Origin of the sequence: Vogesella sp., assembly GCF_046297735.1 — a bacterium.
In the GTDB taxonomy this organism is placed as follows: domain Bacteria; phylum Pseudomonadota; class Gammaproteobacteria; order Burkholderiales; family Chromobacteriaceae; genus Vogesella; species Vogesella urethralis.
Window position 1 is genome coordinate 1 of record NZ_JBKBHK010000020.1, and the last position, 12,407, is coordinate 12,407.

Sequence of the window (12,407 nt, forward strand, 5' to 3'; positions counted from 1 at the left end):
GTGTGTGGCAGCGTGTCATTTAATGCGCGTTGTAGCAGGCTCATACAGCAAAAAAGGGAACATGATGAACATGTTCCCTTTTACTGGATTTGCAGTCGCAAGTCTTAACTGACTGGCATTAAGCCACTGGCTGCCTTTTTTGGGTCCTGCAAGCGGATTAGCGCTTGAAGAAGTTGCCAAACTTCTGGTTGAAGCGATCAACGCGACCAGCGGTATCAACGATCTTCTGTTTGCCGGTGTAGAACGGGTGGCACTGGGAGCACACCTCGATGTGGAACGCTTCTTTGCCCATGGTGGACTTGGTGGTGAACTGGTTACCGCAGGAGCAGGTAACGGCTACTTCTTTGTAGTTCGGCTGAATATCGGCTTGCATGGCTTTTCCTTTTCACTCGGGTACAGGGGTTTTGCCTGTACTTCTTCAAAACGCGTGATTATCCAGACTATGCCGGATATTGGCAAGGAAAAGCTGGCCGCGGCCAACCTTCCCTGCTGTTGATGCCTCAGGCACGACGCCAGGTGGTGCCGCCGGCGCTGTCTTCCAGCACGATGCCGGCAGCCGTCAGCTCGTCGCGGATGCGGTCGGACTCGGCCCAGTTCTTGGCCGCACGTGCGTCCTTGCGCGCCTGGATCAGCGCTTCCACCTGTTCGGCACTGAGGCCGCCTTCGGCGCTGTCGCCTTGCAGGAAGGCTTCCGGGTCGCGCTGCAGCAGGCCCAGCACGCCGCCCAGGTCTTTCAGCAGGCGGGCCAGCACCAGGTCCTTGCTCTTGTTCACTTCGCCAGCCAGCTCGAACAGGACCGACACCGCTTCGGAGGTGCCGAAGTCGTCGTCCATCGCCGCCTTGAAGCGCGCCGCGTACGGGTTGGCCCAGTCGATGCCGCTGCTGGCGGGCAGGTCCAGGCCGCGCAGTGCGGTGTACAGACGGGTCAGGCCCTGTTTGGCGTCGTTGAGGATGCCGTCGGTAAAGTTCACCGGGCTGCGGTAGTGGCTGCGCACGATGAAGAAGCGGATGACCTCGCCGTCGAAATGGCCCAGCACGTCGCGGATGGTGAAGAAGTTGCCCAGGCTCTTGGACATCTTGGTGCCGTCCACGTTGATGAAGCCGTTGTGCATCCAGTAGTTGACGTACTGGTGACCATGAGCACCCTCGCTCTGGGCGATTTCGTTCTCGTGGTGCGGGAACTGCAGGTCTTCACCGCCGCCGTGGATATCGAAATGTTCGCCCAGGTGGTGGCAGCTCATGGCCGAGCACTCGATGTGCCAGCCGGGGCGGCCGGCGCCCCACGGGCTTTGCCACTGCGGCTCGCCCGGCTTGGCGGCTTTCCACAGCACAAAGTCGAATGGATCGCGCTTGTTCGGGTCCACGTCGATGCGTTCGCCGGCGCGCAGGCTTTCCAGCGTCTTGCCGGACAGCTTGCCGTAGCCATCGAATTCGCGCACAGCGTAGTACACGTCGCCGTTGGGCGCCGGGTAGGCCTTGCCACGGTGGATCAGCTTGCTGATGATGTCCTGCATGCCGCCAATGTGCTGGGTGGCACGCGGCTCGAAGGTTGGCCGCAACAGGCCCAGCGCTTCGGTATCGGCGTGCATGTCGGCGATGGTTTCTTCCACCAGCGCTTCGGCGCTGATGCCGCGCTCGGCAGAACGCTTGATGATCTTGTCGTCGATGTCGGTAATATTGCGCACATAGGTCACGTCGTAACCGCTGGCCATGAACCAGCGGTAGATGACGTCGAACGCGGTCAGCATGCGGGCGTGGCCGATGTGGCACAGGTCATAGACGGTCATGCCACACACGTACATCTTTACCTGGCCGGGTACGAGGGGTTTGAATTCTTCTTTCTGGCGGGTCAGTGTGTTATAGAGGTTGAGCATGGCTACCTTGGCCTGTTCCGGTTATGTGACGAACCGCTATTGTAGCAAAGCCGTCAAGCCCCCTGCAGCCGGCATCGCCGACAGGCAGCAGGGCCAAGCCAGACGCGGCGTGCAGAACAAGAAATCAAGACAGGAGTAAGCATTGTGAATTGGGGAAGCGAACTGCTGGCCAGCCTGATCTGGCTGGGCCAGGCCATGGTGATTACCTTGCTGCTCAGCGGCGGCGCGGTATGGCTACTGACGCGGCATACACAGTGGGGCCGGCAGTTCTGGCGGCTGTCCGGCGACTACTTCCAGCCGCGCAAACACGGCTGGCGGCCGCTGCTGAGCCTGCTGCTGATCGTGCTGATTACCCTGGCCGGGGTGCGGCTGAGCGTGCTGTTTTCCAATTGGTACAACGGCATGTACACCGCGCTGCAAAAGCTGGACGAAAAAGCCTTCTGGGCATCGATGCTGCTGTTTGCGGCGCTAGCCACGGCACACGTTGGCCGCGTGCTGTTCGAGTACTACCTGCAGCAGGCTTTCGTCATTCGCTGGCGACAGTGGCTGAACGAGCGTCTGTTGGGGCAATGGCTGCAGGGCCAGGCCTACTACCGCAGCCACCATCTGGCGACGCCGGCGGACAACCCCGACCAGCGTATCCAGCAAGACATCACCAGCTTTGTCGGCAGCAGCCTCACCCTGTCGATGGGGGTGATCGACGCGCTGGTATCCACCTTCGAATTCACCATCATCCTGTGGGGGCTGTCGGGCGCGCTGGCCATTTTTGGGGTGGAGATTCCGCGCAGCACGGTGTTCATTGCCTACGTCTACGTCATCGTGGCAACCGTGTTTGCCTTCCGCATCGGCCGGCCGCTGATCCGCCTTAACTTCCTCAACGAAAAACTGAACGCCGATTACCGCTACAACCTGATGCGGGTGCGCGAATACAGCGAAAACATCGCCTTTTATCGTGGCGAACAGGTAGAAGGCAACAGCCTGCGCCAGCGCTTTGGCGAAGTCATCGACAATGTATGGGCACTGGTTTTCCGTAACCTGAAGCTAAGCGGTTTTAACCTTACCGTCAGCCAGACCGGGGTTATCTTCCCCTTCCTGCTGCAAGCCAAGCGTTTCTTTGCCAAAGAAATCTCGCTGGGTGACATGGTGCAAACCGCGCAGGCATTCGGCCAGCTGCAAAGCAATCTGTCGTTCTTCCGTACCTCGTACGACAACTTTGCCGAATACAAAGCCGTGCTGGACCGCCTTACCGGTTTTCAGGATGCCTGCCAGCAAGCCGTCCAGCTGCCGCAAGCTGCTCGTAACGATATCGATAGCGGTCTGACACTGCAAAACTTCACCGTGCGCCGCCCCGATCAACAAGTATTGATCGACCAGCTGCAGCTGGCGCTGCACAGTGGCGACGCGCTGCTGATTCGCGGCCCGTCCGGTAGCGGCAAAACCACGCTGCTACGCGCCGTGGCCGGGCTGTGGCCACACTGCGACGGGCAGATTGCCTACCCGCAGCAGGGTGCACTGTTCTTGTCGCAGCGGCCTTATCTGCCGCTGGGCAGCCTGCGCGACGCGCTGAGCTACCCGCAGGCCGCCATTGCTGACAGCGCGCGCATCAGCCAGGTGCTGAAAGCGGTGCAGCTGGGCCAGCTAAGCAGCCGGCTGGACGAGGTAGCCGACTGGAGCCGCATTCTGTCGCTGGGCGAGCAACAACGGCTGGCTTTCGGCCGTTTGCTGTTGGCCGCACCACAAGTAGCCTTCATGGACGAAGCCACCTCGGCCATGGACGAAGGGCTGGAAGACGCGCTGTACCGGCTGGTACGTGAACAGCTGCCCGGCACGGTACTGGTCAGCGTGGGCCATCGCAGCACGCTGCTGACACACCACAACCGCCAGTTACAGCTACTGGGCAGCGGCGGCTGGCAAACAGACAGCTAGCCGGCGGCTTCGATACTGCTGGAGCATGCGCTGCAGCCCCCTGCGGCGCATGCAACACTTGAAACTGCCACCTCATGATAGGTGGCTTTTTTTATATCAAAACATACAATAAAACACCGATCCGATGCATAATCGAATGTCATCGCATTGTATATCGTCATCATGCCGCATCCTTCTGCCCTGCCCGACCTGCTTGCCGCACTGCGTACCCCGTTAGGCGAGCGCATCAGCGTGGCTGACGCCGTCCGCGCCCACCACGGTCACGACGAGTCTTGCCACCCCGACGCACTGCCGGACGCGGTGGCATGGCCACATAACACCGCCGAAGTCAGCGCCATCGCACGCCTGTGCAGCCAGTACGGTGTACCGCTTATCCCCTATGGTGCCGGTAGCTCGGTAGAGGGCCATACGCTGGCTATTCACGGCGGCATCAGCCTGGATATGTCGCAGATGAACCGGATTGTGGCGGTACACGAGGCCGATCTTACCGCCACGGTGGAAGCCGGCGTGACCCGCATGCAGCTTAACCGCGAGCTGCGACACAGCGGCCTGTTCTTCCCTATCGACCCCGGTGCCGACGCCACGCTGGGCGGGATGAGCGCCACCCGCGCCAGCGGTACTAATGCCGTCCGTTACGGCACCATGCGCGAAAACGTGCTGGCGCTGACGGCAGTACTGGCCAGCGGCGAAGTGGTGCACACCGGCAGCCGTGCCCGCAAATCATCGGCCGGCTACGACCTGACGCGGCTACTGGTAGGGTCGGAAGGCACGCTGGCCATCATTACCGAAGTCACCGTCCGTCTGTATGGCATGCCGGAAGCCATGTCGGCAGCGGTGGTGAATTTCGACAGCGTGCGTGGCGCGGTCGATACCGTCATCCAGAGCATCCAGTGCGGCATACCGCTGGCGCGGGCCGAAATGCTGGACGGGCTGACCATGCAGGCGGTGAATCGCCATAGCCGCACCGACTACCCCGAACGCCCGACGCTGTTCCTGGAGTTCCACGGCACCGCGCAAGCGGTAGCCGAACAAGCAGCCATGGTGGGCGAGCTGGCTGCGGCCAACGGCGGCGGCGACTTTGCCTGGGCCACCCAGGACGAAGACCGCAACAAGCTGTGGCAGGCGCGCCATAACGCCTACTTTGCCGGCCTGCAGCTGCAACCGGGCAGCCGCTGCGTCGCCACCGACGTCTGTGTGCCGATTTCGCGCCTGAGCGAATGCATCGAGGCCACCTACGCCGACCTGGCCGCCGAAGGCGTGGCTGCACCGCTGTTCGGCCACGTGGGCGACGGCAATTTCCACCTGATGCTGCTGGTTCAACCCGGCGACGACGCCAGCCTGGCGCGCGCCAAGGCCATCAACCACCGGCTGGTGCTGCGTGCCCAGCAAATGGAGGGCACGTGCACCGGCGAACATGGTATCGGTATTGGTAAACAGGCCTATCTGGCCGCAGAAGCCGGCACGCACGGCCTGCAGCTGATGCGTGCCATCAAACAGGCGCTAGACCCGCAAGGCCTGCTCAACCCCGGCAAGATCTTTCCGCTACAGCCATGATGCTGTCACGCAAGCCGCGCCGCGCCGCGCACTTTGCGCAGCGCCAGGACCATTACGCCCTGCCCGCGCGCCGTACTGCGGCACTGCTGGTGGGCTGTATTTTCACGCTGATGTTTTGCGTGGAGTACTTCCAGCACTATTCGCACTGGGAAAGCATCCTGCTGCCACGCGTGGTTGGCATTGTGTGGGCTTTCGGTGCCCTGCTGCTGATGCACGGCCGTCGCGGCCGGCTGTGGGGCAATGTGTTTCATGCCAGCGTAGGCGTGGTGTACCCGCTGATCGTGGTGTGGTTTGGCTACGAGCTGAACCGCATCGGCGTGGATTACCTGTCCATGACCCAAGGGTTTGCCGTCATCGATCTGGTACTGCTGGCCACGGCATCGCGCTTTCGCCTGCTGTGCATGGCTTCGCTATGCAACTGGACCATTGCGGTAGCGTCGCTGCAGCTGTTCGAGCTGAGCAGCTTTGCCATGGCCACCGTGATCGAAAACGTCACCATCAGCCTGCTGCTCAGCCTGGCTGTGGCGCGCATCATGCTGCATCACGCCCGGCGCTATTACGACAACCTGCGCAAATTGCGAACGGCACGACATCAGGCCGAGCAAGCCATGCGCGAGCTGGCCCGCAGCCATAACGAGATGCAACACATGGCAGACCGCGACCTGCTGACCGGCCTGTTCAACCGCCGCGCTGGCATTCGCCATATCACCCAGTTGCTGGAAAGCGCGTCGCAGCACAGCAGCCTGGCGCTACTGGAGATCGATCTGGACCGTTTCAAGCCGGTGAACGACCAATACGGCCACAAGGCAGGCGACGTGGTACTGCAAATTACTGCCGAACGGCTGATGACATCGCTACAACATGGCGACGTGTGTTGCCGCTTTGGCGGCGACGAGTTCATTGTGGCGCTGAGCCGCCGCCAGCCACAAGAAATTGACCGGCTGATCGCCGAGCTGGATTACGAGCTGAGCCGACCGATCGCCCTGCCCTCGGGCAACGTGGTATCCATTACCGCCAGTATCGGCCGCTGCGACATGCACGCCAGTACCAACCTGGAAGCATTGATAGAACAGGCTGACAACGCCATGTACCTCAGAAAACGCCAGCGCAGCCAAGACCCGGCACTACCGTTTGCCGAGCGGCGGCAGGCGCCACGCAGTGCGTTAGGCTAGCCAGCCAGCAAGGCAGGCCCTAGACTGCCGGCTGCTTTTGACAGGACAGCATCACCATGCAGTTTCACCCGGACGACGTGACATGGAGCGCCATCCGCGCCCAAGGCGCCGGTGGCCAGAACGTCAACAAGGTGGCCAGCGCCATACACTTGCGTTTCGATATTGCCGCCTCGCGGCTGCCAGACACGCTGAAGACGGCCTTGCTGGCCGCGGCAGACCAGCGCATCAACAAGGATGGCGTCATCGTCATCAAGGCGCAGCAATACCGTACCCAGGAACAAAACCGCGATGATGCACTGCAGCGTCTTCAAGCCCTGATTGACGCTGCCGCCCACCGCGACAAGCCACGCAAGGCAACCAAACCCACGCGCGGCAGCCAGCTACGGCGGTTGGCAGGCAAATCCAATCGCGGTAGCATCAAGGCCTTGCGTGGCAGGGTAGATTATTGACATGCTGCGCTGCGGCTGGCATTCCCGGCGCTTCTATCCTTAAATTCAGACAATCTCACGCCTTGCCTATCAAGGGGAACGCAGGCTCATGAACGTTGGTATCGGTTATCTCATTACCCTGGCTTGTATTTTCGGCGCCTACATCCTGCACGGTGGCAATATGCAGGTCATCATCAAGGCACTGCCCACAGAAATGATGGCCATTCTGGGCGGCGCCATCGGTGCCTTCGTGGTGACCAACCAGGGCAAGACGCTGAAAGCCGTCAAAGGCGCGCTGCCTACCCTGTTCAAGGGTTCGCACTACACCAAAGCCCGCTACATGGACTTGCTGGGCATGCTGTTTGAAATCCTGGTCAAGATCCGTAAAGAAGGCTTGATGTCGGTGGAAAAAGACATCGAAGACCCGCACAGCAGCGCGGTGTTTTCCAAATACGAAGCCATCGCCCACGATCATCACGTGATGGACTTCATCACCGACTATCTGCGCATCATGGTGTCCGGCAACCTGAACGCGATGGAAATCGAAAACCTGATGGACATCGAGATCGAGACCCACCACCACGAAGGCCACGCGCCGGCAGCCGCCATTACCCGGCTGGGCGATGCCTTGCCGGCCTTCGGTATCGTGGCAGCGGTACTGGGCGTGGTGAACACCATGGGCTCGGTAGGCCAGCCGCCAGCGGTGCTGGGCGGCATGATCGGTTCGGCACTGGTCGGTACCTTCCTTGGCATTCTGCTGGCTTACGGTATCGTGGCGCCGCTGGGTACCTTGCTGGAGCAGAAACTGGACGACAGCACCAAGGAGTTCCAGTGCATCAAAACCGTGCTGCTGGCCAGCATGCAAGGTTATGCCCCGCAAACCGCGGTCGAATTCGGCCGCAAGGTGCTGTACTCCACCGAACGCCCCACCTTCCAGGAGCTGGAAGAAAGCATCAAAGGCAAGAAGTAACCCGCTTCATGCCGACAACAGCGCCCCTCGGGGCGCTTTTTGCTTTTTGGCCCGACACGCATTGACAGCCTGCGGCCAGCCTTTTTTAATGGGCGGCCTTCATTGCAAAACCACCCCATGACGTACGATGCAACCCACTGGCAGGCCGTCTGCCAGCAACTGGCCCAGCAGCACGCAGGCGACGACGGCGCGCACGACCTGGCCCACCTGCAGCGCGTATGGCAAGCCGCCCGCCTGCTGCTGGACAGCTACCCGCAAGCCGACGCGCTGGTGGTGATGGCGGCGTGCTATCTGCACGATCTGGTCAACCTGCCCAAGAACCATCCGCAACGCCATCTGGCCTCGCGCCAGGCGGCAGCCTTGGCCTGCCGTGAGCTGGCCGCTGCCGGCTTCCCGGCCGACAAGCTGGCCGCGCTCGGCCACGCCATCGAGGCGCACAGCTTTTCGGCGGCCATCACACCGCAGACACTGGAAGCACAGATTGTGCAAGACGCCGACCGTCTGGACGCACTGGGTGCCGTGGGCCTGGCAAGGCTGTTTTATACCGCCGGTAAGATGGACAGCCAGCTGGCGCACCCGGATGACCCGCAAGCGCTGCAGCGGCCGCTGGACGACCGCCGCTACGCACTGGACCACATCACCGTGAAACTGGCGACGCTGCCCGCCACCATGCAGACCGCAGCCGGCCGGTCGCTGGGCGAACAACGCCTGGCCTGGCTGATGCAGTTCCGGGCCACCTTTCTGGCCGAATGGGGCACCCCACCCCAGCCCTGAATGCACGCGGGCCAACCCGCGGCAGCTTGCGGCCAACCCTGGCCACAGGCACCGGCAACAGGATGGCAAAGACCGTCCGTGCCACCTTCACCACCACAACACCTGTGATAAAAAATGGACATTCAGCAACTGATTGACGACATCGCCCGCGATATCGTCCCCTACCTGTCAGCCGGCAAACCGGCTGACTACATCCCGGCACTGGCCGGCGAAAGCACCGAGCAGTTTGCGATGGCGGTTTCCACCCTGGACGGCCGGCACTACCATACTGGCCTCGCCGACAAGCGCTTTTCCATCCAGAGCATTTCCAAAGCCTTCATGCTGGCGCAAACCCTGGCCCAAACCGGCGAAGACCTGTGGCAACGCGTGGGTAAGGAACCCTCTGGCAACCCGTTCAACTCGCTGGTACAGCTGGAGTACGAGCACGGTATCCCGCGCAACCCGTTCATCAACGCCGGTGCGCTGGCGGTGACCGACATCGCCATCAGCCAGCTGGGCGACAGCAGTGCGGCGCTACGCACCTTCCTGCGCGAGGAAAGCGGTGAGGAGGCCCTGGATTTCGATTACGTCATTGCGTCATCGGAAGCGGAACACGGCCACCGCAACGCAGCACTGGCGCACTTCATGAAAAGCTGTGGCAATGTCCGCAACCCGGTGGATCAGGTACTCGCGCACTACTTCCGCGCCTGCAGCCTGCGCATATCGGTACGCGAACTGGCACGCGCCGGCCTGTTTCTGGCCAACCACGGTATGTCGCCGGTAAGCGGCAAGCAACGCCTAAGCCGCAGCCAAGCCAAGCAGATCAACGCCATCATGCTTACCTGCGGCACTTATGATGCGGCCGGCGAGTTTGCCTACCGTGTGGGCTTGCCCTGCAAGAGCGGCGTCGGCGGCGGCATTCTGGCCATCCTGCCGGGCAAGATGAGCATTGCGGTGTGGAGCCCGGGGCTGGACGCGCGCGGCAACTCGCTGGCGGGCCTGGAGGCACTGGACCGCTTCACCACCCGTAGCGGCGAATCGGTGTTCTAAGCCAGCCTGGCCGCAGCACACCTGCTGCGGCCAGGCTCGGCTACAGATCAGCCCTAGTAGCGTGCCTGCGCCTCGGCGAGCAGCTGGTTAAGGCTACGATCCTGCTTCATGCGCACGATGGTACGGTTCAGACGGTCCATTAGCACCTTGGCCTGCGGGTGCTGCCGCGAGATGGCAAAGTAGTTCGGGTCTTGCATGATGGGCAGGCTGACAATGCGCAGCTGTTCGATGGCAATACCCGCCTGTCGTGCGTTATAGCGCACCGCATGCACACCGCCAGCGATCACAGCGGCATCCAGCCGACCAGCCACCAGCATCTGCAGCCTTTGCTGCGGGCCACCGTCCTCGTTGATGAGCATGGAAGGCATGGCTGCATTGAAAGCTTCGGTAAAACGCGAGGCACGCGTAGTACCCACCCGACGCCCGGCCAGATCGGTGGGGTGGTGAAAGGCAAACGGCCGCGCCGCAGCCTGCACCAACACCACCGGGTCATCCATCACTTTCAGCGAAAACAGCATCTGCTGCTCGCGCTCCGGCGTTTTGGAAAACACCGGCGCCATGATGCCCTTGCCGGCCGCTACCTCCTGGATGGCACGCGCCCACGGTACGCAATGGGCACGCACCTCGATACCGGCCTGCTTCAGAATCGCCAGACCCAGCTCCACACCGTAACCCCTGGCCTTGCCATACTCGGCGTAGTGCTTTGGCACCGTATGCTCGCTGCAGTACATGCGCAAGGGCTCGGCGGCGGCCAACCCAGGGTGGCACAATGCAAACAAAAAGCCTGCTATCGAGCAGGCTTTGGCCAGGCGGACTACGAGCATCAACCTTCCAGCACCGCAGAGGTGTACACCTCTTGCACGTCGTCCAGGTCTTCCAGCGCGTCCAGCAGCTTCTGCATACGCACAGCGTCATCGCCCGCCAGTACCGACTCGTTCTGCGGACGCATGGTCACCTCGCCCATCTCGGACTTGAAGCCGGCCGCTTCCAGCTCGCCCTTGATGCGGGTGAACTCGTACGGCGGGGTAATCACTTCCAGCGAGCCGTCGTCGTTGCTGACCACGTCGTCGGCACCGGCTTCCAGTGCCTTTTCCATCAGCGCGTCTTCGTCAGTACCCGGTGCAAACACCAGGTAGCCGCAGTGGGTAAACTGGAAGGCCACGCAGCCATCGGTACCCATATTGCCGCCATATTTGGAGAAAGCGTGGCGAACGTCGGCTACAGTGCGGGTCTTGTTGTCGGTCAGGCAGTCCACCATCACTGCCGCACCGCCAATGCCGTAACCTTCGTAACGGCATTCCATGTAGTCCACACCTTCCAGCGTGCCGGCACCACGGTCGATGGCGCGCTGGATATTGTCCTTGGGCATGTTAGCGTCCCAGGCTTTATCCACGGCCAGACGCAGGCGCGGGTTGGAATCCAGATCCGGGCCACCCATCTTGGCGGCAACGGTGATTTCCTTGATCAGACGGGTAAAGATTTTGCCGCGCTTGGCGTCAGCGCGTTCCTTCTTGTGCTTGATGTTCGCCCATTTACTGTGGCCAGCCATAAAAGCCTCGGTTTGATAGTGTTGGCAGCTTGCCACCGGCAAGCCGCAAAAAAGCAGAGCGCGATTTTAGCAAAAAGCTAGCGCAGCTTCAGCACCCCGCCGATAAAGTCGAACGACTCGCGGTAAATCTGGCTGATGGCAGGCTCCATCAGCGGCAGCGACAGGTACAGCGCCACAAAGCCGATGAACAGCGTCACCGGAAAACCAAAGGAAAACACGTTGAACTGCGGCGCTGCCCGCGTCATCACGCCGATGGCCAGGTTGATTACCAGCAAGGTTCCCACCACTGGCAACGATAGCCACAAGCCCCAGGCAAACAGTTGGCCGCCCCACACTGCCACCGCGTTCAGCGAGCTGACCGGCAGCGGGGCACCCACCGGCATCAGGCGAAAGCTTTCCGCCAACGTAGCAATCAGGATGTGGTGGCCGTCAAAAGTAAGAAACAGCAAGGTAGCAAACACGGTCAGCACCCGCGATACCGCTGGCACCTGGGCTGATTGCTGCGGGTCGAAAAACATGGCAAAGCCCAGACCCATCTGCGAACCCATCAGAAAACCGGCCATTTCCACCGCGGTGAGCGCTACCCGCATCACCACCCCGATGATGATGCCGATTAATAGCTGCTGAATGACGATCAGCGTACCCTGCGCCGACACTACCGATACCTCCGGCATGGGCGGCAGCATGGGCGCCAGCAGCACGGTCAGAAACAGGGCAAAGCCGGCTTTGTAACGCTTGGGAATACTCTTGGACGACAGCAGCGGGTCGGCCAGCATCAGACCGACGATGCGAGCAAACGGCCATAAAAAATACGCCAGTAGCGCGTTGATCTGGGCATCGCTAATGCTGAGCATGGGCTAACCGATAACGCTGGGAATGCTCTGGAACAGCCGTGTCATGTAGTCCAGCAGGGTATTGAGCATCCAGGGGCCGGCCAGTACCAGCACCACGAACATGGCCAGCAGCTTGGGGATGAAGGTGAGGGTCATCTCGTTGATCTGGGTGGCCGCCTGCAGGATGCTGACCAGCAGGCCGACCAGCAAGGCAGCAGCCAGTGGCGGGGCCGAGACCAGAATGAGGATATACAGGGCGTTTTGTACCAGATTGATGACTGTTTCCGGGGTCATGGCG

At 61.4% G+C, this 12,407-nt stretch carries 13 protein-coding genes; 7 read left to right on the forward strand and 6 right to left on the reverse strand.

Features of this window, described 5'->3' with window-relative positions; all coding sequences use genetic code 11:
- Window positions 1-157: 157 nt before the first annotated feature.
- Both rpmE and cysS read right to left on the reverse strand, forming a co-directional pair.
- A complete protein-coding gene (rpmE, locus tag ACK4FZ_RS16160; protein WP_144372042.1) occupies window positions 158-373 on the reverse strand; it encodes a 50S ribosomal protein L31 in 216 nt (71 codons plus the stop codon).
- 127 nt (window positions 374-500) lie between these two features.
- Complete coding sequence (gene cysS, locus ACK4FZ_RS16165) at window positions 501-1,874, reverse strand: cysteine--tRNA ligase (RefSeq protein WP_409822634.1); 1,374 nt, start codon at window positions 1,872-1,874, stop codon at window positions 501-503.
- Window positions 1,875-2,018: 144 nt separating this feature from the next.
- Between cysS and ACK4FZ_RS16170 the strand changes: the two genes are divergently transcribed.
- The 7 genes from ACK4FZ_RS16170 to ACK4FZ_RS16200 all read left to right on the forward strand — a co-directional run bounded on the left by ACK4FZ_RS16170 (window position 2,019) and on the right by ACK4FZ_RS16200 (window position 9,727).
- A complete protein-coding gene (locus ACK4FZ_RS16170; protein WP_409822637.1) occupies window positions 2,019-3,800 on the forward strand; it encodes an ABC transporter ATP-binding protein/permease in 1,782 nt (593 codons plus the stop codon).
- Between the two features lie 162 nt (window positions 3,801-3,962).
- Window positions 3,963-5,354, forward strand: a complete 1,392-nt coding sequence (locus ACK4FZ_RS16175) for an FAD-binding oxidoreductase (protein ID WP_409822640.1) — start codon at window positions 3,963-3,965, stop codon at window positions 5,352-5,354.
- Window positions 5,351-6,526 carry a GGDEF domain-containing protein gene (locus tag ACK4FZ_RS16180; protein ID WP_409822643.1) on the forward strand — a complete coding sequence of 392 codons (1,176 nt, stop codon included), beginning with the start codon at window positions 5,351-5,353 and terminating at the stop codon, window positions 6,524-6,526. The genes ACK4FZ_RS16175 and ACK4FZ_RS16180 overlap by 4 nt, the downstream gene beginning before the upstream one ends.
- Window positions 6,527-6,582: 56 nt before the next feature.
- A complete protein-coding gene (gene arfB / locus ACK4FZ_RS16185; protein ID WP_409822646.1) occupies window positions 6,583-6,975 on the forward strand; it encodes an alternative ribosome rescue aminoacyl-tRNA hydrolase ArfB in 393 nt (130 codons plus the stop codon).
- Window positions 6,976-7,063: 88 nt separating this feature from the next.
- The gene (gene motA / locus ACK4FZ_RS16190; protein WP_409822649.1) at window positions 7,064-7,924 is read left to right on the forward strand and encodes a flagellar motor stator protein MotA; all 861 of its coding nucleotides are present in this window, start codon (window positions 7,064-7,066) and stop codon (window positions 7,922-7,924) included.
- Between the two features lie 117 nt (window positions 7,925-8,041).
- On the forward strand, window positions 8,042-8,698 hold the full coding sequence (locus ACK4FZ_RS16195; RefSeq protein WP_409822652.1) for an HD domain-containing protein: 657 nt from the start codon (window positions 8,042-8,044) through the stop codon (window positions 8,696-8,698).
- 114 nt (window positions 8,699-8,812) lie between these two features.
- Window positions 8,813-9,727: a glutaminase gene (locus ACK4FZ_RS16200; protein WP_409822655.1), complete on the forward strand. Its 915-nt coding sequence runs from the start codon at window positions 8,813-8,815 to the stop codon at window positions 9,725-9,727.
- A gap of 53 nt (window positions 9,728-9,780) precedes the next feature.
- Here ACK4FZ_RS16200 and ACK4FZ_RS16205 read toward each other — a convergent pair whose 3' ends face one another.
- The 4 genes from ACK4FZ_RS16205 to fliQ form a co-directional block, all read right to left on the reverse strand.
- Window positions 9,781-10,551, reverse strand: a complete 771-nt coding sequence (locus tag ACK4FZ_RS16205) for a substrate-binding periplasmic protein (RefSeq protein WP_409822658.1) — start codon at window positions 10,549-10,551, stop codon at window positions 9,781-9,783.
- Window positions 10,551-11,276: a YebC/PmpR family DNA-binding transcriptional regulator gene (locus tag ACK4FZ_RS16210; RefSeq protein ID WP_409822661.1), complete on the reverse strand. Its 726-nt coding sequence runs from the start codon at window positions 11,274-11,276 to the stop codon at window positions 10,551-10,553. Before ACK4FZ_RS16210 ends, ACK4FZ_RS16205 begins: the two co-directional genes overlap by 1 nt.
- 77 nt (window positions 11,277-11,353) lie before the next feature.
- Entirely contained in the window at window positions 11,354-12,130 is a 777-nt protein-coding gene (gene fliR / locus ACK4FZ_RS16215; protein ID WP_409822664.1) for a flagellar biosynthetic protein FliR, read from the reverse strand.
- A gap of 3 nt (window positions 12,131-12,133) precedes the next feature.
- Window positions 12,134-12,403 carry a flagellar biosynthesis protein FliQ gene (gene fliQ / locus ACK4FZ_RS16220; protein WP_409822667.1) on the reverse strand — a complete coding sequence of 90 codons (270 nt, stop codon included), beginning with the start codon at window positions 12,401-12,403 and terminating at the stop codon, window positions 12,134-12,136.
- Between the last annotated feature and the right edge of the window lie 4 nt (window positions 12,404-12,407).